Below are 18,367 nucleotides of genomic sequence, written 5' to 3'. Positions count from 1 at the left end.
GCGGTTGCGCGACAGGTCGCCGGTGGCGGTGAGCACCAGGTCACCCAGGCCCGACAGGCCCATGAAGGTCTCGGCGCGGGCGCCGAGTGCCAGGCCCAGGCGCGTCATCTCGGCCAGACCGCGGGTGATGAGCGCGGCGCGCGCGTTCAGGCCCAGGTCCATGCCGTCGCAGATGCCGGTGGCGATGGCGATCACGTTCTTGACCGCGCCGCCGACCTCCACGCCCACCGGGTCGTCGGAGGTGTAGACGCGCAGCGCGTCGCCGTGGAAGGCCTCGACGGCCTGCTCGCGCAGCGCCTCGTCGGCACTGGCGGCGACCAGCGCGGTCGGCCGGCCACGCGCGACCTCGAGCGCGAAGCTGGGGCCCGACAGCACACCCACCCGCTCGGCCGGTGCGACCTCGCGCGCGACCTCGTGGCCCAGCGCGCCGCTGCCGGCCTCGAAGCCCTTGCACAGCCACCACAGGCCGGCATCGACCTGCGCGCAGCGCGTCAGCATCTCGCGCAGGCCCGACATCGGCGCGGCGATGACGACCAGGCCGCCGTCCGCATGGGCCAGCGCCGCATCCAGGTCGGCGCCGACACGCAGGGTCGCCGGCAGGGCGACGCCCGGCAGGTAGCGCTCGTTCAGTCCGCTCTGCGCGATCCGGCTGGCCTGTGCGGCGTCGCGCGCCCACAGCAGCGTCTCGTGGCGCGTCGCCACCGCGGCGGCGAGGGCCGTGCCCCAGGCGCCGGCGCCGAGGACCGAGATGCGCATCGCCGCTGCGTCCCGCCGCGGGCGATCAGGCGGTGGTGATGATCGGCGAACCGCCGTTGCCGTTGCCGTTGCCGTTGGCGACCGCGCCCTGCTGCTGTTGCTGCGCCTCGTACATGGCCTGGAAGTTGACCTCGGTCAGGTGCACCGGCGGGAAGCCGGCGCGCGTGATGATGTCGGCCACGCTGGCGCGCAGGTAGGGGTAGACGATGCCCGGGCAGGCGATGCCGATCACCGGCTGCAGCTGGTCATCGGGCAGGTTGCGGATCTCGAAGATGCCCGACTGCTTGGCCTCGACCAGGAACAGCGTCTTGTCGCCGACCTTGGTGGTGACGGTCGCGGTGACCGAGACCTCGAAGACGCCTTCGGCCACGCCCTCGGCGCCGACGCCGAGGTTGATGTCGACCTGCGGCTGGCCCTGCTCGAGCAGGATCTGCGGCGAGTTGGGCTGCTCGAGCGACATGTCCTTGAGGTACACGCGCTGGATCTGGAAAACGGGGGTGAGGTCTTGCTCGGCCATGATGGAGTCCGTCTGCGACAGGGCCCGCGCGGCAGGGCCGACGACGGGCAAAACAAAGGGCCCGCCCCGGGTGGGGTGGGCCGCGTGTGGAGCCGTCGGATTATGTCGCAGCGGCCCTGGAGGGCCGGCCGGCGCTGACAGCCTGCGTCAGGCGCCCGACCCTTGCAGCAGCGGGGCCAGTGCGCCGCGCTGGTCCAGCGCGATCAGCTCGTCGCAGCCGCCGACGTGGGTCTCGCCGATGAAGATCTGCGGCACGGTGCGCCGGCCCGTGATTTCCATCATGGTGGCGCGCTGCGCCGGGTCGAGGTCGACGCGGACTTCCTCGATCCGGTCCACCCCACGCTGCTTGAGCAGCATCTTGGCCCGCACGCAGAACGGGCAGACCTGGGTGGTGTACATCTTGACGGTGGGCATGGTGGACAGACGCGACTGCAAAGCTCGTGCCCGCAGTGTCATCCAAGCGTCACGATCCTGCGGCCCACCGGGCCGATGGCCCCTCGGTCAGGCAGCCGATTTCTCGACCGGCAGCTGCGCGTCGCGCCAGGCCGCCAGGCCGCCGATGACGACGCTGGCCTTCTCGTAGCCCAGCTTCTTGAGCTTGGCCACCGCGCGGCCGGCGCGCGCGCCGGTCGGGCACATCACCAGCACCGGCAGGGCCTTGTTGGCCGGCAGGCCCTTGGCGCCGCCCTCCAGGCTGCCGAAGGGGATGTTCTTGGCGTTCAGCGCGTGGGCGGCGGCGTACTCGGCCGGCTCGGACACGTCGATCAGCACCGCCTTCTCGCGGTTGATCAGGGTCACGGCCTCGGCCGTGGAGACGCGACCCGGCCCGCCACCGCGCGACAGCGACGGCCACAGCAGCAGGCCCCCCGATGTGAGGGCTGCGAGGACGAGGTACCAGTGTTCGAGGAGAAAGTTCACGGGAGGCGGGGCACGCGCCGCAGGCGCGGGCCGAGGAGGCGGAAGGGCGCAATTCTAGAATCCAACGCTCCCCCGCCCCCCCATCCCCTACTCACGACCCGCGCCCATGACCCGACTCGTGCTGATCCGCCACGGCGAATCGACCTGGAACCTCGAGAACCGATTCACCGGCTGGACCGACGTGGAGCTCACCCCCACCGGCGTGGCGCAGGCGCAGCAGGCGGGCCGCCTGCTCAAGGCCGCGGGCATCGAGTTCGACACCGTCTACACCTCGGTGCTCAAGCGCGCGATCTGGACCGGCTGGCACTGCCTGGACGGCATGGACCGCACCTGGCTGCCGGTGGTGAAAGACTGGCGCCTCAACGAGCGCCACTACGGCGCGCTGCAAGGACTCAACAAGGCCGACATGGCGGCCAAGTTCGGCGAAGAGCAGGTGATGCTCTGGCGCCGCAGCTACGACGTGCCGCCGCCGCCGCTGGAGCCCGGCGACCCGCGCTGCGAGCTGAACGACCCGCGCTACACCAGGCTGAGCCCCGGCCAGGTGCCGCTGACCGAATGCCTGAAGGACACCGTCGCGCGCGTGCTGCCCTTCTGGTACGGCACCCTCGCCCCCGCCATCGCCGCCGGCCAGCGCCTGGCCATCGTCGCGCACGGCAACAGCATCCGCGCGCTGGTGAAGCACCTGAACAGCATCTCCGACACCGACATCGTCGGCGTCAACATCCCCAACGGCATGCCGCTGGTCTACGAGCTGGACGCGAACCTCAGGCCGGTGTCGAAGTACTACCTCGGCGGCGCCGAGGCCGCGGCCCAGGCGGCGGCGGTGTCGCAGACGCAGCCGGAGGGGTGAGGGGCGGCTGTCCAGCTGTCATTCGTGAAGATTCAGGTCGCCTATCGCGCTGGGCCGACCTCTCGGCAGCCCCTTGCAAACAGGGAGTTTCTAGAGCAGATCCGAGCGCTTAGCATTCACGCAGGGCGGTGCAACAGGCGACACAAGTCGGGGCGCTGCCTATCGTCCAATTGACGTTAGACGCGAGTGCAAGTCTGTCCAACCTGTCAGTCGGCGGTCACGCCTGGCGCAAGCGACTGTGCCGTGTGCGGCCACATACTCGTTCCGACGGGCCACGTGCGTTCGCCCGTCGAGGCAGTTGCAGAGCGGCACCCATATGCCCTTCCGCTCTTGTTCGGCGCGCTCATCGCTCCATGGATACTGTTCGCATCAACATGGCTCGTCTGGGTCTATCCGCTGGCATTGGCAGGGTCGGCGTTCCTGGGGTGGTTGCTTAGCAAGGTAAGCGCAAGCTCTTCGCGGTGGGTCTACTTGGCTGCGTTCTGGTGCCCTTTGCTAGTTGGCACGTTGCTGTGGCTGCTTCTTCCTGCAGACCGCAACTTCGGGTACATGGTGCAGGGCTTCGCCACGGCGCACATCGCAGTCGCGCTGCTTACCTTTGCGGCCACGCGTGCCATCACGTATGGCCGTGTCTAACCAGTTGAGCGGACTGGGAGCTTGCCTCGGTTTCGTTGACACGATCGCTCCGCAGGCCGTCCAGCCAAGCGCTCCTGATCTTCCACCGTCACTGATGCCCACCGTCGCCACGCCGGCCGACACGCGCCCATGACGATCAGCCGCAGCCCGGTCACCTTCCGCCTCCTGACCGAGCACGACCTCCCCCTCCTCCACGACTGGCTCAACCGCCCGCACATCGCCGAGTGGTGGGGCGGCGAACGGCCGACGCTCGCCGAGGTGCGGGCCCACTACCACCCGCAGGCGATGGCCGCGGAGCGTGTCACGCCCTACATCGCGATGCAGGGCGATGTGCCGATCGGCTACGCGCAGTCCTACGTCGCGATGGGTTCGGGCGACGGCTGGTGGGAAGACGTCACCGACCCCGGCGTGCGCGGCATCGACCAGTCGCTGGCCGACGCGGCGCTGCTGGGCCAGGGGCTGGGCACGCAGATGGTCCGGGCGCTGGTCGAGCGGCTGTTCCGCGACCCGGCCGTGACAAGCATCCAGACCGACCCGGCGCCGCACAACCTGCGGGCGATCCGCTGCTACCAGAAGGCGGGCTTCCGCGCCGTGCGCCGCATCGTCACGCCCGACGGGCCGGCGCTGTACATGCTGCAGGACCGGCCGGCGTAGTGCCGCACGCCATGCCGCGCTACGTCGCCTTCCTCCGCGGAGTCAGCCCGATGAACGCCAGCATGCCGGCGCTCAAGGCCTGCTTCGAGTCCGCCGGTTTCACCGAGGTCCGCACGCTGCTGTCCAGCGGCAACGTCGTGTTCGACGCGCGCTCGTCGTCGCCGGCGGCCCTGGAGCGGCGCGCCGAGAAGGCGATGCAGTCCGGGCTCGACCGCAGCTTCGGCACCACCGTCCGGCCGGCCGGGTACCTGCAGGCCTTCATCGAGTCCGACCCCTTCACCGGGTTCCGCCTGCCGGCCGCGGCCAAGAAGGTCGTCACCTTCCTGCGCAGCCCGGCAGAGCTGCCGCTCGAGCTTCCCATCACGCAGGACGAGGCCAGCATCCTCGAGGTCCGCGGCTCCGAGGTCCTGTGCGCCTACGTCCCCGGCCCCAAGGGCCCCGTGTTCATGAGCCTGCTCGAGCGCACCTTCGGCAAGACCATCACGACACGCACGCTCGACACGGTGCGCAAGTGCGCGTGGGCTTGAGAGCCGCCCGCATGAGCACCCTGCTCCGCTTCGACGGCGGCACGCCGCGCGACGCTGCCATCGACCGCTGGCTCGACAGCCGCCCGGCCGAGCTGGGCGTGATCGCGCGCACCTGGTTCGCCCGCATCCGCCAGTGCGGTGCCGACGTCCGCGAGCTGATGCACGACGGCTGCCCCACTGCCTGCGTGGAGGACGCGGCCTTTGCCTACGTCAACGTCTACCGCGCCCACGTCAACGTGGGCTTCTTCCGCGGCCACGCGCTGCCCGACCCGGCCGGCCTGCTGGAGGGCGCGGGCAGGTTCATGCGGCACGTCAAGTTGCGGCCGGGCGTGGCGGTGGATGCCGAGGCGCTCGAGGCGCTGGTCGTGGCCGCGCATGCCGACATCGTGGCGCGGCTGGCGCGCGGCGAGTGATCGACGTGCCGCCGACGCAAGGCGCGCGCTCACCCCGGTGCCCCGCGCCGGCCCTGGCCGAGCTGGCTGCACGGCGCCCGGTGTGGGAGGCCTTGTCCGACCTCTTCCTCGACACGGACGTGTCGCTCTCGCGGCGATGGCGCGTCGAGTTGCTGGCCCGGTCACCCTACTCGGTCGACCAGATCGAGTGGATCCTCGTGAACGAGGTCTACCCGGTCTGCAAGTACAACCTCCTGTCGGTCGCCGGCGAGTGGGCTGGCTTCGATCCGATGTGGCTGGAAGCCCGGATCCTGCGGCGCCTGCGCTCCCCATGGCGCGCCCTGCACGTTCTGAACCTGGGCCGCTTGACGGTGCGGCTTTCGATGGAATGGCGGGCGACCCGGCATGCGATCGATGCGGCCCGTTCCACACCGGGACCGGACGCCCGCTAGCGTCGACGCTGCGCTACCCTGCACGCTTTGTCGCCGTCGAGGCTCGACGCACCGGGACACCCGCCATCGGCCCGTCCAGCTCATCCGCCGCTCCGTCACGCCGCGCCCTGCGCGCCATCGCGATGGTCGAGGCCTTCAAGGGCCTGGTCGTGCTGCTGGCGGCCAGCGGCCTGCTGGCGCTGGTGCATCGCGACCTCAACGATCTGGCCGGGCGCCTGGTGAGCTACGCCCACCTCAACCCGGCCGCGCATTACCCGCACATCTTCCTGGACGCGGTGTCGCAGTTGCAGCAGCCGCGCCTGCTGTGGCTGGCCGCAGGCGCGGCGCTGTATGCCGCGGTGCGGCTGGCCGAGGCCTACGGCCTGTGGACGGATCGCGCCTGGGCCGAGTGGCTGGCCGCGCTGAGCGGCGGGCTCTACGTGCCGATCGAGATCGCCGAGCTGCTGCACCGGCCCACGGGGCTGGGCGCGGCGGTGCTGGCGGTCAACGTGGCGGTGGTCGCGGTGATGGTGAAGGCGCTGCTGCAGCGGCGGCAGCGCGCCCGGAACGTTCGGCGCGGCGACGTGCCCTAGGCCGCATCGGCCGGCGGCAAGGCCGCGGCGATCTCGCCGCGCAGCCGCTCGGCCAGCGCGCGGCGGTCCGCGTGCTCGGACCCGATCGGCGACAGGAAGCTGACCTTCGCGCGCAGCCCGTCGGCGCAGGCCACCCACCACAGGCTCTGGATCAGCGTCGTGTCGCCCACGTAGGCCACGGCGCGGCTGACCTCGTCGTGGTCGTCGCTGAAGCGCAGCGCCACCGGCTGCACCGGCGTGCCGGTGGCGATGGCGGCCTGCAGCAGGTTGGCGTGAAAGGGCAGCAGCTCGTGGCCCAGGCCGGTCGTGCCCTCGGGGAACACGGCGACGGTGTCGCCGGCGGCCAGCGCCTCGCCCATGTGGTGCACCACGCGCATCGCGTCGCGGCGGCGTTCGCGTTCCAGGTACAGCGTGTCGGCCGCGTCGACCAGGCGGTTCAGCACCGGCCAGCGCTTCACGTCGGCCTTGGACACGAAGCGCGCCTGCGGGCACAGCGCGTGGATGGCCACGATGTCCAGCCAGGAGATGTGGTTGATGACCAGCAGCGTGCCGCCGGGGCGCGGCGTCCCCTGCCCCTGCAGCGTGGCGCCGGCGACGCGCAGCATCCTGGCGGCCCACCACTGCACGCGGCGCCGGCGACCGGCCAGGTCGAGCCAGCGGAACATCAGCAGCACGATGGCCACGCCGTGCAGCACGTGCAGCAGCACGCGCAGCAGGCGCCACGCGGCACGGAGTTGCCGCATCAGGACGACGACGCCGGCGCTTCGTGCGCCACCTGGCCGGCCACGAGCGTCAGGCGCACGCGGCCCGGCAGCTCGATGCCGCTGATGTCGAAGGCGAAGGGCGTGTGCTTGCCCTGGCTGCGCAGCGCGGCGGGCGTGACGGCCCAGCGCGCATCGGCATCGAAGACGCAGACGTCGGCGACGCCGCCCTCCACCAGCCGCCCGGCGCTGGCGGCCAGCGAGCCGAGCGCCGGCCCCAGCACGCGCACCGGCTCGCAAGTCACGGCGGCCAGCGCGCGACGCAGACCGGCGCGGCTGTCCTCGCCCCACTTCAGCGCCAGGCCCAGCAGCAGCTCCAGGCCGGTGGCGCCGGGCTCGGCCTCGGCGAAGGGCAGCGTCTTGGCGTCGGCGTCGACCGGCATGTGGTCGGACACCAGCGCGTCGATCGTGCCGTCGGCCAGCGCGGCCCGCAGCGCGTCGCGGTCGCGCTGCTGGCGCAGCGGCGGCACGACGCGCATCGCGGGGTTGAAGAAGCCGATGTCCAGGTCGGTGAGGTGCAGCGAATTGATGCTGACGTCGGCCGTGACCGGCAGGCCCTCGGCCTTGGCGGCGCGCAGCAGCTCGACGCCGGCGGCGCTGGACAGGCGGCACAGGTGCACGCGCGCTCCGCTGGCGCGTACCAGCTCGAAGATCGTGTGCAGCGCGATCGTCTCGGCGCTGACCGGCACGCCCGACAGACCCAGGCGCGTGGCGACCGCGCCGCTGGCCGCGACGCCGCCGCCCAGCCACGGATCGTTGGGCCGCAGCCAGACCGTGTAGCCGAAGGTCGCTGCGTACTGCAGCGCGCGCGCCAGCACCTGGGTGTCGCGCAGCGACACGTCGGCCTGCGAGAAGCCGACGCAGCCGGCCTCGGTCAGCTCGGCCATCTCGGTCAGCACCTCGCCGGCCAGGCCGCGCGTCAGCGCGCCCAGCGGGAACAAGCGGCAGCGGCTCAGCTTGCGGGCGCGGAACTTCAGCATCTCCACCAGCCCCGGCTCGTCGAGCGTGGGGTCGGTGTCAGGCAGGCAGACGAGGCTGGTGACGCCGCCGGCCGCGGCCGCGGCGAGCTCGCTTTCCAGCATGCCTTCGTGCTCGTGCCCCGGCTCGCGCAGGCGCGCGGCCAGGTCGACCAGGCCGGGCGCGACGACCAGGCCCTTCGCGTCGATGGTCCGCTCGGCCCCGAAGTCGGCAGACGCCTTCTTGCCGATGCTGACGATGCGCCCGGCCGCGATGGCGATGTCGGCCACCTCGTCGCGGCCCGAGGCCGGGTCGACGACGCGGCCGTTGGTGATGAGGATCTTCATGCGTCGTTCCCAGCGATGATGCTCATCACCGCCATCCGCACCGCGATGCCGAAGGTCACCTGCGGCAGGATCACGCTCTGGCGGCCGTCGGCCACGGACGAGTCGATCTCGACGCCGCGGTTGATCGGGCCAGGGTGCATGACGATGGCGTCGGGTTTGGCGAGGGCGAGCTTGTCCTGGGTGAGGCCGAAGCTCTTGAAGTACTCGCCGGCGCTGGGCAGCATCGCGCCGCTCATGCGCTCGTTCTGCAGGCGCAGCATGATGATCACGTCGGCGTCCTTGATGCCCTCGGCCATGTCGTGGCAGACGCGCACGCCCATGCTCGCGAGGTCGCCCGGCACCAGGGTGCGCGGGCCGACGGCGCGCACCTCGGCGGCGCCCAGCGTGGTCAGCGCATGGATGTCGGAGCGTGCGACGCGCGAGTGCACGATGTCGCCGACGATCGCGACCGTGAGGTTCGCGAAGTCCTTCTTGTAGTGGCGGATCGTGTACATGTCGAGCAGGCCCTGCGTCGGGTGCGCATGGCGCCCGTCGCCGGCATTGACGACGTGCACGTGCGGCGCGACGTGCTGGGCGATCAGGTAGGGCGCGCCGCTCTCGGCATGCCGCACGATGAACATGTCGGCGTGCATCGCGGAAAGATTCGCGATGGTGTCGAGCAGGCTTTCGCCCTTGGCCGTGGAGCTGCGCGCGATGTCGAGGTTGATGACGTCGGCCGACAGGCGCTTGGCCGCGATCTCGAAGGTGGTGCGGGTGCGGGTGCTGTTCTCGAAGAACAGGTTGAAGACGCTCTTGCCCCGCAGCAGCGGCACCTTCTTCACGTCGCGGTCGTTGACGCTGAGGAAGGTGCCCGCGGTGTCGAGGATCTGCGTCAGCACCGCGCGCGGCAGGCCCTCGATCGACAGCAGGTGGATCAGCTCGCCGTGGGCGTTGAGCTGGGGGTTGCGCCGACTGCCGGTCATGCGGCGCTCCCGGCGGACTCGATCGCGAAGTCGAACCGGCCATCCGCATCCCGTGTCAGTGCCAGCTTCTGGGTCGGCGGCAGCACCACGCGGGCGGCCGACACGGCCGGCTCGATCGGCAGCTCGCGGCCACCGCGGTCGACCAGCACCGCGAGCTTGACGCTGGCCGGGCGGCCGAAGTCGAACAGCTCGTTGATGACCGCGCGCGTCGTGCGGCCGGTGTAGAGCACGTCGTCGATCAGCAGGATGTGCCGACCGTCGATCTCGAAGGGCAGCGCGGTCGCGTCCGACGTGGCGCTCATGCCGCGCGAGCCGAAGTCGTCGCGGTGCAGCGCGCTGGAGATGACGCCGGGCTTGCCGGCCAGGCCCAGGTCGCGCTGCAGGCGCTCGGCCAGCCAGGCGCCGCCGGACCAGATGCCGACCAGCACGCTGTCGGCCACCAGCAGCGGGCGCACGCGCGCCAGCAGGTCGGCGTAGAGCGCTTCGGCATCCAGATGCAATGTCGTCACGGGTGTTCCCTGAAATACTGTTCCAGCAGGATCGCCGCGGCCGCCGCGTCGGCGTCCGACGCCCCGGCAGCCAGGGCCTCGGTCGTCGAATACCGCTCGTCCACCTCGTGCACCGGCAGCCCGAAGCGGCCGTGCAGCTGGCGGGCGAAGCGCTGCGCCCGGCGCGTATTGTCGTGCGGCGCGCCGTCGGGGTGGAACGGGATGCCGACCACCAGCGCGGCTGGCCGCCACTCGGCGATCAGGCGGGCGATGGGCTCGAAGCGCGCGTCGCCCTCGGCGGCGATGCTGCGCAGCGGCTCGGCGCTGCGCGTCAGCGTGTTGCCGGCGGCGACGCCGGTGCGCTTGAGGCCGAAATCGAAAGCAAGCAGGGTCTGGGGAGCGATGGCGGGAGGCAACGCCTCAAGCATGCCCGGCTTCACTGCTCAGCATCCGCGGGTCGATGCCCAGCAAGGACAGCGCCTTGTCGTAGCGCTGCTCGATCGGCGTCTCGAAGATGACGTCGGGCCGCGCGTCGACGGTGATCCAGCCGTTGCGGGCGATCTCGTCTTCCAGCTGGCCGGCGCTCCAGCCGGCGTAGCCCAGCGTCACCAGCACGCGCCTGGGGCCGGCGCCGCTGGCCAGGGCTTCGAGCACGTCCTTGCTGGTGGTCATGGCCAGGCCGCCGGGGATGCGCAGCGAGGAGTTGTAGGTGGCGCCGTCGGCCTCGATGTCGGCCGCGTCGTCCTCGCCGCGCTCGTGCAGCACGAAGCCGCGTTCGGTCTGGACCGGGCCGCCGATGAAGACCGGCTGGTCGGCCAGCTCCTCGCGGTCGAGCGGGAGTTCGATTTTCTCGAACAGGCGCCCGAGCTTGATGTCGCTGGGCTTGTTGATCACCAGGCCCAGCGCGCCCTTCTCGGTGTGCTCGCAGAGGTAGACGACGGAACCGGCAAAGTTGTCGTCGGCCATGCCCGGCATGGCAATCAGGAACTGGTTGGTGAGGTTGGACGCGGAGCCTGAGCCCATGCGGGCATTGTAGTGACGGTGCACACTGCGCCGCATGCACAAAATCCCGCAAACGGCGCTGCCCGCGGCCCTGGTGTGGTGCCGCCGCGACCTGCGGGCCGCCGACCATGCGGCGCTTTATCACGCACTGCGGGCGGCGCGGCAGGTGTGGGTGGCCTTCGTCTTCGACCGCGACATCCTGGACCCGCTGCCGCGCGCCGACCGGCGGGTGGAGTTCATCCGCGAGAGCCTGGTCGACCTGGACGAGGCCCTGCGGGCGCTGGGCCGCGCCCACGGGATCCAGGGCGTCGGCCTGATCGTGCGGCACGGCCGGGCGCAGGACGAGATACCGCGCCTGGCCGCGGCGCTGCACGTGCAGGCGGTCTACGCCAACACCGACTACGAGCCGGCCGCCGTCGCGCGCGACGCCGCCGTGCGCGGCGCGCTGGCCGGGGCGGGCGTCGCCTTCCATGCGTCCAAGGACCAGGTCGTCGTCGACACCGACGAGCTGCTGACCGGCGTCGGCAAGCCCTATGGCGTGTTCACCCCGTACAAGAACGCCTGGCTGAAGAAGCTCGAGCCCTTCTACGTGCAGGCCTACCCCGTGGAGCGCCACGCGGCCCACCTGGCGCCGCTTCCCGCGGGCGAGGCCGGCGGCGTGCCGACGCTGGCCGACATCGGCTTCGAGACCACCAACCTGGCGGCGCTGAAGGTGCAGCCGGGCAGCGCCGGCGCGCGCGCGCTGGTCGACGACTTCAGCGACGAGCGCATCGACCGCTACGACCAGACGCGCGACTTCCCGGCGGTCAAGGGCCCCAGCTACCTGAGCGTGCACCTGCGCTTCGGCACGGTGTCGATCCGCACCCTGGCGCGGCTGGCCTGGGACCGCATGCGTGCGGGATCGCGCGGCGCCGAAGTGTGGTTGAGCGAGCTGGTGTGGCGCGACTTCTATCACCAGGTGCTGCACCACCACCCGCAGGTCGTGGAGCGCAGCTTCAAGCCCGACTACGACCGCATCAAGTGGGAGCACGGCAAGGCGGCAGACGCCCTCTTCGCCGCCTGGTGCGACGGCCGCACCGGCTACCCGCTGGTGGACGCCGCCATGCACCAGATCAACCAGACCGGCTACATGCACAACCGCCTGCGCATGGTGGTCGCCAGCTTCCTGTGCAAGGACCTCGGCATCGACTGGAGACGCGGCGAGGCCTGGTTCGCCGAGAAGCTGATCGACTTCGACCTCGCCGCCAACAACGGCGGCTGGCAATGGGCCAGCAGTTCGGGCTGCGACGCCCAGCCCTACTTCCGCATCTTCAACCCGGTGAGCCAGAGCGAGAAGTTCGACGCCCACGGCAAGTTCATCCGCCGCTACCTGCCGCAGCTGGCGGGCCTGCCCGACGCGGCGATCCACGCGCCCTGGCTCGCCAAGCCGCTGGACCTGGCCTCGGCGGGCCTGCAGCTGGGGCGCGACTACCCGGAGCCCATCGTCCAGCACGACCTGGCGCGGGCGAAGACGCTGGAGCGCTATGCGGTGGTGAAGGCCGGCGCGGCGCCGGGCGCGAAGCCGGGGCGCTGAAGCCGGTGCAGCGGGGCCGGGGCCGGCTCCGCTTCGAGCTCGTAGGCCGCGTAGAGCGAGCCGCGGAAGCTCTCCGGCGAGAAGCGGCTCTGCGCCTCGCGGCGTGCCGCCTGGCCGATCTGGCGACGCAGCAGCGGCTCGTCGATCAGCCGCGCGATGCGCTCCATCGCCTCGACGTCGCTGCGGCACAGGAAGCCGGTCTCGCGGTCGCGCAGCAGGTCGGTGTGTTCCGGCGACTCCATCGCCACGCAGGGCAGGCCCATCGCCATCGCCTGGGCCAGGAAGGCCGGGAAGCCCGGGCTGTCGCCGGGCGCCAGGAAGACCCAGCCGGCGGCCAGACGCGCGGCGATCGCGGCGTCGTCGTCGATCTCGAAGTAGCCGACGTTGGCGGCCTTCAGGCGCGCCACCGACGCGGCGCCGAGCCGCCCGATCCAGTTGAACGACAGCCGCAGGTCGCTGCCGCTCAGCAGCACCGCGAGCTGCGCGAACAGCTCGACGCCGCGGCGGTCGTCGCGCTGACTGCCGGTGACGATGAGCGGATGGCGCGACTCCGACGTCGCCGCATCGAAGTAGGCCGGCGCCACCGCACTCTCGACCACCTGCATCGGCTGGCGGGTCAGCTGGTGCAGCGTGTAGGCCTCCTCGAGGCGGTTGACGATCATGCGCTGCCCGTCGAGCAGGCCCGAGTGGCGCAGCCAGCCGCCGGGCAGCGCCCGCAGCAGCGGCGCGGTGGCGCCGAGCGCCCGCAGCAGGTGCGGCGAGAAGTACAGCCGGGCGTCGCCGGCCTCGCGGCGTGCGATCGCACTGCCGATGGTCAGCGCGGTGAAGCCGTGCAGGTGCACGGCCCGCGGCGGCGTCCGCTGCAGCACGGTGCGCAAGGCATCGCCCAGGTCCTTGTGCAGCCGCAGCGGATCGCGCGCGTCGGGCACCGTCACCAGCTCCACGTCGCGCGGCAGGCGCGGCATCAGCCGCGAGGCCTCGGCATCGTCGACCAGCACGATGCATTGCGCGAGGCCGGCGCGAGCCAGCGCCTCGGTGGCCGGGCCGATGAAGCCGAAGATGGAATCGGACAGCCGCCAGGCCAAGTGCACGACCGGGCCGTCGATCGGCGCCGCGGTCGACGCGTGGGTCGGCAGCTCCAGTCGATCGTTCATCGTTCAGCGTGCGCCGTCGGCATGCAGCACGACGCGCACCGTCTTGAAGAGGATGCCGATGTCGGTCAGCGCCGACCAGCGGTCGACGTAGCGGCGGTCGAGCTCGACGCGCTCGTCGTAGCTGGTGTCGTTGCGGCCGCTCACCTGCCACAGGCCGGTCATGCCGGGCCGCACGCGCAGGTAGTGCCAGCGCACGCCGCGGTAGCGCGGCAGCTCGGCCACGGTGATGGGGCGCGGACCGACGAGGTTCATCTCGCCGCGCAGCACGTTGAAGAGCTGCGGCAGTTCATCGAGGCTGGTCTTGCGCAGGAACCGGCCGATCGGCGTGATGCGCGGGTCGTTGCCGAGCTTCTGGTCACGCGCCCAGTCGGCACGCGCCTGGGCGTCGTCGCGCAGCAGCCGCGCGAGCACCGCCTCGGAGTCGCGCACCATGCTGCGGAACTTGAGACAGCGGAACAGCCGCCCGTCCTGGCCCACGCGGTAATGGCCGAAGACGATGGGCGCGCCATCGACGCGCCAGATCGCGATCGCGATCGCGGCCATCAGCGGCGACAGCAGCAGCAACAGCAGCGCTGCCGCGATCTGGTTCACCGCAGCCCACAAGCAGCGCACGCCTGCACCGCCACCATGCATGAGACCGCGCATGCGCACCGCATCGGAAACCAGATCCACCGCACTCATGGCAACTCCTTCGAGCGTCGAGGGGAGAAAGGCCCAGGCTCCGTGCCTCGCGGCATGGCCCGCAAGGTCGTTTGCAATTTGGAGGCCACATCACCCACGCGCTTACGTTCGACAACACAGTGCGCCCCGTCGATACACCTCGCGATGAATTCGATCGGCGCGCGGCACTCAGTCAGCGTCTACGTGGTCCACCGCACGGTTCTTGCGAGACAGGCGCACCACACTTCCATCGAACTCATGCTCGCTCAAACGACGTGTCGCGTGTGCGAAGAGATGCAAGGAGCCGTAGCGATCGCAGTCCTGAGCACACATCTGGAGACACCACGCGAGTCGCGTTGTCTTCTCAATGAAGCCTGCGCGCTCGATGCTGTCGTTCGCATCACGCCGCCTCTTGCATTCGAACAACGATGAACGTCATACGCTCTCTGCAGACCCTGCGCGACGGATCGGCCTGGCTGGTCGCGGCGGCCGCCGCGGCCGCGCTCGGCGGCGTCGCATCGGACGCCTGGATGCCCCGCGCCTACACGGCGATCGCGACGCTGCTGGTCGATGCGAGCGGCGACGAGGCCCGCGGCGCGGCGCCCTGGATCGCACGCACACCCGCCAGCTCGATGGCGACGCAGCTGAGCCTCGCGCGCAGCGACCGCGTCGCGCGCCGCGCGGCCAGCGCGCTGCGCGTGTCGGACGTCGCGGCCCCGGAAGACGTGTCGATGCCGACGATGCGCGACGCGCAGGCCGCGCGCGACCTGATGAACCGCGTGCAGATCCGCGCCGAGTCGCCGGACAGCCGGGTCCTGCAGGTCCTGGCGCAGGGCAGCACGCCCGAGCAGGCCGCGCGACTGGCCAATGCCGTCGCCGCCGCTTACCTGAAGACCGCGGCCGAGTTGTCCGCGCCGCCGGCCACCGTGATGCCCACCGCGTCGCGCAGCGCGGCCGCCCCGGACGCCGCGCGCGGCGGCGGCCGCTCGCAACTGCTGAACGCAGCGCTGCCGCCATCGGGTGAACGCACATCGCTGCCCTGGCTGCGTGCGTCGCTCGCCGCCGTGAGCGGCGCGCTGCTGGCGCTGATCGTGCTGCTGTCGCGCGAGGCGCTGCGGCCGCGCGTGCGCGTGCCGGCCGACCTCGAGGCGCTGTCGCTGCCGCACCTGGTGAGCCTGCAACGCGTGCACTGGCCGCGCCGCGAGCCGCATCGCCTGCCGGCGTCCGGACGGACCGTGCGAGGCCTGCCATGACGATGCTGCAAGTCGATCCGGGTCGGGTCCCGGTCCCCGATCCCCTGGACCTGCCCGCCCCCGGGCAGCGGCCGATCGGCGACCACCTCGTCGAACAGCGCTCGCTGAACGAACACGACCTCGCCACCGTGCGGCAGTGGCAGGCCAAGAGCGGCACGCGCTTCGGCGAGGCAGCGCTGCAGCTGGGCCTGATCACGCCGGCGCAGCTGGACGCCGCGCTCGCGCAGCAGTACGGCTACCCGCTGCTGGACGAGGGCACGGCGTTCGCCGCCGAGCTGGTCGCCGCGCGCGACCCGGCGCACCTGATCAGCGAGCGCATGCGCACGCTGCGCACCCATCTCGTGCTGCACTGGCTGGGCGCCGAGGGCGCGCGGGCGCTGACCGTCGTCAGCACGCAGCGCGGCGAGGGCCGCAGCTTCGTCGTCGCCAACCTCGCGGCCTCGTTCGCGCAGATGAACCTGCGCACGCTGGCGGTCGACCTCGACCTGCGGCACCCGCGGCTGCACACGCTGTTCGGCGTGTCTAACCAGCAGGGCATGAGCGGCCTGCTGGCGGCGCGCACGACGCTGGCCGACGCCTGCATCGCGCTGGGCGGGCCGCTGGCGGTGCTGCCGGCCGGCCCGCCGCCCCCCAATCCGCAGGAGCTGCTGGCACCCGCGACCCTGGGCCCGGTGCTGCAGGCCCTGAAGCGCGAGTTCGACGTGCTGGTCATCGACTCGCCGGCCTGGGCCAGCGGCGCCGATGCGCTGCTGATCGGCGCGCAGGTCGACGACGCGCTCGTCATCACCCAGCCCGGCCGCGCACTGCAGTCCAGCGTGCGCGAGATGGTGGACGCCCTGCGCGGCGGCGGGGCCCGCGTGGTCGGTGCGGTCGTCAACGAGCGCTGAGGCCGATGCCGACACCTCCCTCCACGGCGCGACGCCGGCTGCTCGGCACGCTGGCGCTCGCACCGGCCGGCGCGCTGTGGCCGGCGGCGCCGGCCGCCGGGGCCGACCGGCCGGCCCGCCGCTTCGGCGACACGCTGGGCCTCGGCGTGAAGTTCGCGCAGGGCCAGCCCGCCAGCGAGCTGCCGATGCTGACCGAGCTGCGCGTGCGCTGGGTGCGCGACGTCATCGTCTGGCCCGACCTCGAGCCCGTCGCGGGGCGCCATGTCGCCTTCGCCGCCCCGCTGCGCGAGCGCCTCGCCTTCTACGCCCGCCACGACATCGGCGTCGTGATGCTGCTGACGCTGGGCAACGACAAGGCCTATCCGCCGGTGCCCGACGAACAGCCGCCGCGGCGCTACGACCCCGAGGCCTTCGGCCGCTACGCCGCCGCCGTGGCGCGGCAGCTGCGTGCGCTCGGCGTGCGCTTCGTGCTGGAGATCGGCAACGAGCCGCACAACTCGCAGTTCGCCAGGACCATCGGCGGCCACTGGACCGGCCGAGGGCCGGCGGCCTGGGTCAGGCACTACGTGCGCATGGTCGCGGCCGCGGTGCGCGAGGTGAAGGCCATCGATCCGGCGATCCGCCTGCTGACCGACGACGACATGTGGGTCGTCCACTACTGGTACCTCGAGGCCGGGCTGCCGCGCGAACTGGACGGCTTCGCGGTCCACCCCTACGTGAAGGGCGCGCCCGAGAAGGCGGCGGTCGGCTTCCAGACCGACTGGCTGGCGCCCTTCACCGTGGTCGATCGCGACGCCTCGTTCCGCTCGGCGGTGCGGCGCCTGCGCGAGCAGGGCGAGGCCAGGCTCGGCCGCCGTCCCGAGATCTGGATCACCGAATGGGGCTGGCCGGTCGGGCCTGGCGCCGCCGGACCGCCGATCGACGACGCGACGCTGGTGGCCTACCTGCCGCGCGCCTTCATCCTCTCGGCCGCCGCCGGCGTCGAGGCGCTGCTGTGGTTCTCGTCGCGCGACTCGGTCGACGGACCGATGGGACTGACGCGCAACGACGGCAGCCGCCGCGACAGCTACCGCGCCTTCAAGACCCTGGCCGCCGAGCTGGCCGACTGGACGCTGCTGCGACAGGTGGCCGGCGCGGCGCAGCCCACCGAGGGCCTGCAGGCCTTCCTGTTCGAGTCGCCGGCCGGCCGCAAGCTCGCGGTCTGGAGCGCCGACGGCCGCCCGCGCCGCCTGAAGCCGCCGCCCGGCGCGCCGCTGCGCGGCGTCGATGCGCTGGGCCAGCCGCTGCCGGCCAACGGTGCGACCCTGGCCGTCGGCGCCGCGCCGATCTATCTTGCCGGAGGGTGGAGCGATGCAGTCCTTGCTGCGCGCCTGGACACCGACGACTGACGCGGCCGACGCCACGCCCGCGCAGCGCGTCCGCGCCGACTGGGTCGACGTCGCCAAGGGCCTGGGCATCGTGCTGGTCGTCGCCGGCCACGCGATCGACGGCCTGCTCGGCGCCGGCCTGGCCGATCGCGGCGGCGCCTGGGGCCATGCCTTCTGGCTGATCTACAGCTTCCACATGCCGCTGTTCTTCGTGCTGGCGGGGCTGTTCGTGCAGCCGCGCGTGAGCCGCGATCGCCAGGCCTTCGCGCAGGACATCGCGCTGCGCATCGTCTGGCCCTACCTGCTGTGGAGCGTGCTGCAGCTGGCGGTCATCGACGCGATGGGCGGCTGGGTCAACCGGCCGGCCGAGCTCGACGGCTGGCGCGTGCTGGCGCTGCTGTGGGAGCCGACCTCGCAGTTCTGGTTCCTGCAGGCGCTGCTGCTGCTGCACGTGAGCAGCGCGCTGCTGCTGCCGGCCATCGGCGCGCAGCGGCTGCTGCTGCTCTTCGTCGTGCTGCGCCTGGTCGGCGAGGTGGTCGAGCTGCCGGTGATGCTGGCGCTGCCGTGTCGCTTCGGCCTGTTCTACGCGCTCGGCGTGCTGTGGGGCCCGGCGCTGGTGCGGCGGCTGGCCATGACGCCGGCGCCGGCGCCCGGTCGGCCCTGGCGCGGCGAATCACGCCTC

At 71.9% G+C, this 18,367-nt stretch carries 22 protein-coding genes and 1 pseudogene; 11 read left to right on the top strand and 12 right to left on the bottom strand.

Annotation, left to right across the window (positions count from 1 at the left end):
* From QZV97_RS17765 to QZV97_RS17750, 4 genes are all read right to left on the bottom strand, one after another.
* Positions 1-756, bottom strand: a 756-nt coding sequence (locus QZV97_RS17765) for an NAD(P)H-dependent glycerol-3-phosphate dehydrogenase (protein ID WP_295645633.1), incomplete at its 3' end; no start/stop codon positions are given.
* A 25-nt stretch (positions 757-781) separates the two neighbouring features.
* Positions 782-1,273: a protein-export chaperone SecB gene (gene secB, locus QZV97_RS17760; protein WP_295645631.1), complete on the bottom strand. Its 492-nt coding sequence runs from the start codon at positions 1,271-1,273 to the stop codon at positions 782-784.
* 147 nt (positions 1,274-1,420) lie between these two features.
* The gene (gene grxC / locus QZV97_RS17755) at positions 1,421-1,687 is read right to left on the bottom strand and encodes a glutaredoxin 3 (RefSeq protein ID WP_295645628.1); all 267 of its coding nucleotides are present in this window, start codon (positions 1,685-1,687) and stop codon (positions 1,421-1,423) included.
* 87 nt (positions 1,688-1,774) lie between these two features.
* Positions 1,775-2,191 (bottom strand): rhodanese-like domain-containing protein, encoded by a 417-nt coding sequence (locus QZV97_RS17750; RefSeq protein WP_295645624.1) that lies wholly within the window; start codon positions 2,189-2,191, stop codon positions 1,775-1,777.
* Positions 2,192-2,297: 106 nt separating this feature from the next.
* Here QZV97_RS17750 and gpmA point away from each other — a divergent pair, with 106 nt between their 5' ends.
* The 6 genes from gpmA (at position 2,298) to QZV97_RS17720 (ending at position 6,274) form a co-directional block, all read left to right on the top strand.
* A complete protein-coding gene (gene gpmA / locus QZV97_RS17745) occupies positions 2,298-3,041 on the top strand; it encodes a 2,3-diphosphoglycerate-dependent phosphoglycerate mutase (protein ID WP_295645621.1) in 744 nt (247 codons plus the stop codon).
* Positions 3,042-3,806: 765 nt separating this feature from the next.
* The gene (locus QZV97_RS17740) at positions 3,807-4,331 is read left to right on the top strand and encodes an AacA4 family aminoglycoside N(6')-acetyltransferase (protein ID WP_295645618.1); all 525 of its coding nucleotides are present in this window, start codon (positions 3,807-3,809) and stop codon (positions 4,329-4,331) included.
* A gap of 11 nt (positions 4,332-4,342) precedes the next feature.
* Entirely contained in the window at positions 4,343-4,858 is a 516-nt protein-coding gene (locus QZV97_RS17735; RefSeq protein WP_295645615.1) for a DUF1697 domain-containing protein, read from the top strand.
* Positions 4,859-4,869: 11 nt separating this feature from the next.
* Positions 4,870-5,271: a DUF1801 domain-containing protein gene (locus QZV97_RS17730; protein WP_295645612.1), complete on the top strand. Its 402-nt coding sequence runs from the start codon at positions 4,870-4,872 to the stop codon at positions 5,269-5,271.
* Complete coding sequence (locus QZV97_RS17725; RefSeq protein WP_295645609.1) at positions 5,268-5,702, top strand: hypothetical protein; 435 nt, start codon at positions 5,268-5,270, stop codon at positions 5,700-5,702. Before QZV97_RS17730 ends, QZV97_RS17725 begins: the two co-directional genes overlap by 4 nt.
* Before the next feature lie 65 nt (positions 5,703-5,767).
* Complete coding sequence (locus QZV97_RS17720; RefSeq protein WP_295645638.1) at positions 5,768-6,274, top strand: DUF2127 domain-containing protein; 507 nt, start codon at positions 5,768-5,770, stop codon at positions 6,272-6,274.
* Here the strand turns inward: QZV97_RS17720 and QZV97_RS17715 are convergent.
* The 6 genes from QZV97_RS17715 to QZV97_RS17690 are packed head-to-tail and all read right to left on the bottom strand — an operon-like array spanning position 6,271 to position 10,812.
* Complete coding sequence (locus QZV97_RS17715) at positions 6,271-7,017, bottom strand: lysophospholipid acyltransferase family protein (RefSeq protein WP_295645606.1); 747 nt, start codon at positions 7,015-7,017, stop codon at positions 6,271-6,273. The genes QZV97_RS17720 and QZV97_RS17715 overlap by 4 nt on opposite strands.
* A complete protein-coding gene (locus tag QZV97_RS17710) occupies positions 7,017-8,339 on the bottom strand; it encodes a dihydroorotase (protein WP_295645603.1) in 1,323 nt (440 codons plus the stop codon). Before QZV97_RS17710 ends, QZV97_RS17715 begins: the two co-directional genes overlap by 1 nt.
* On the bottom strand, positions 8,336-9,301 hold the full coding sequence (locus tag QZV97_RS17705; protein WP_295645600.1) for an aspartate carbamoyltransferase catalytic subunit: 966 nt from the start codon (positions 9,299-9,301) through the stop codon (positions 8,336-8,338). The genes QZV97_RS17710 and QZV97_RS17705 overlap by 4 nt, the downstream gene beginning before the upstream one ends.
* Positions 9,298-9,810 (bottom strand): bifunctional pyr operon transcriptional regulator/uracil phosphoribosyltransferase PyrR, encoded by a 513-nt coding sequence (gene pyrR / locus QZV97_RS17700; protein ID WP_295645597.1) that lies wholly within the window; start codon positions 9,808-9,810, stop codon positions 9,298-9,300. The genes QZV97_RS17705 and pyrR overlap by 4 nt, the downstream gene beginning before the upstream one ends.
* Entirely contained in the window at positions 9,807-10,217 is a 411-nt protein-coding gene (gene ruvX / locus QZV97_RS17695; RefSeq protein WP_295645635.1) for a Holliday junction resolvase RuvX, read from the bottom strand. Before ruvX ends, pyrR begins: the two co-directional genes overlap by 4 nt.
* Positions 10,210-10,812: a YqgE/AlgH family protein gene (locus QZV97_RS17690; RefSeq protein ID WP_295645594.1), complete on the bottom strand. Its 603-nt coding sequence runs from the start codon at positions 10,810-10,812 to the stop codon at positions 10,210-10,212. Before QZV97_RS17690 ends, ruvX begins: the two co-directional genes overlap by 8 nt.
* A gap of 34 nt (positions 10,813-10,846) precedes the next feature.
* Between QZV97_RS17690 and QZV97_RS17685 the strand changes: the two genes are divergently transcribed.
* The gene (locus tag QZV97_RS17685) at positions 10,847-12,364 is read left to right on the top strand and encodes a deoxyribodipyrimidine photo-lyase (RefSeq protein ID WP_295645591.1); all 1,518 of its coding nucleotides are present in this window, start codon (positions 10,847-10,849) and stop codon (positions 12,362-12,364) included.
* Here QZV97_RS17685 and QZV97_RS17680 read toward each other — a convergent pair.
* Together QZV97_RS17680 and QZV97_RS17675 are read right to left on the bottom strand one after the other, a co-directional pair.
* Positions 12,313-13,518, bottom strand: coding sequence for a glycosyltransferase (locus QZV97_RS17680; RefSeq protein WP_295645587.1), 1,206 nt, complete (start codon positions 13,516-13,518; stop codon positions 12,313-12,315). The genes QZV97_RS17685 and QZV97_RS17680 overlap by 52 nt on opposite strands.
* 3 nt (positions 13,519-13,521) lie before the next feature.
* Positions 13,522-14,097, bottom strand: a pseudogene (locus QZV97_RS17675) (sugar transferase); the annotation flags it as partial.
* A 509-nt stretch (positions 14,098-14,606) separates the two neighbouring features.
* Here QZV97_RS17675 and QZV97_RS17670 point away from each other — a divergent pair.
* The 4 genes from QZV97_RS17670 to QZV97_RS17655 form a co-directional block, all read left to right on the top strand.
* A complete protein-coding gene (locus QZV97_RS17670) occupies positions 14,607-15,431 on the top strand; it encodes a hypothetical protein (protein ID WP_295645584.1) in 825 nt (274 codons plus the stop codon).
* Positions 15,428-16,318, top strand: a complete 891-nt coding sequence (locus tag QZV97_RS17665) for a polysaccharide biosynthesis tyrosine autokinase (protein WP_295645581.1) — start codon at positions 15,428-15,430, stop codon at positions 16,316-16,318. Before QZV97_RS17670 ends, QZV97_RS17665 begins: the two co-directional genes overlap by 4 nt.
* Positions 16,319-16,323: 5 nt before the next feature.
* On the top strand, positions 16,324-17,706 hold the full coding sequence (locus tag QZV97_RS17660; protein ID WP_295645578.1) for a hypothetical protein: 1,383 nt from the start codon (positions 16,324-16,326) through the stop codon (positions 17,704-17,706).
* The coding region (locus QZV97_RS17655; RefSeq protein ID WP_295645575.1) for an acyltransferase at positions 17,669-18,367 on the top strand (699 nt) is incomplete at its 3' end. The genes QZV97_RS17660 and QZV97_RS17655, both read left to right, overlap by 38 nt.

This window comes from uncultured Methylibium sp. (assembly GCF_902826655.1).
Taxonomy (GTDB): Bacteria; Pseudomonadota; Gammaproteobacteria; order Burkholderiales; family Burkholderiaceae_C; genus Methylibium.
This window is presented reverse-complemented; position numbering and strand designations above follow the sequence as displayed.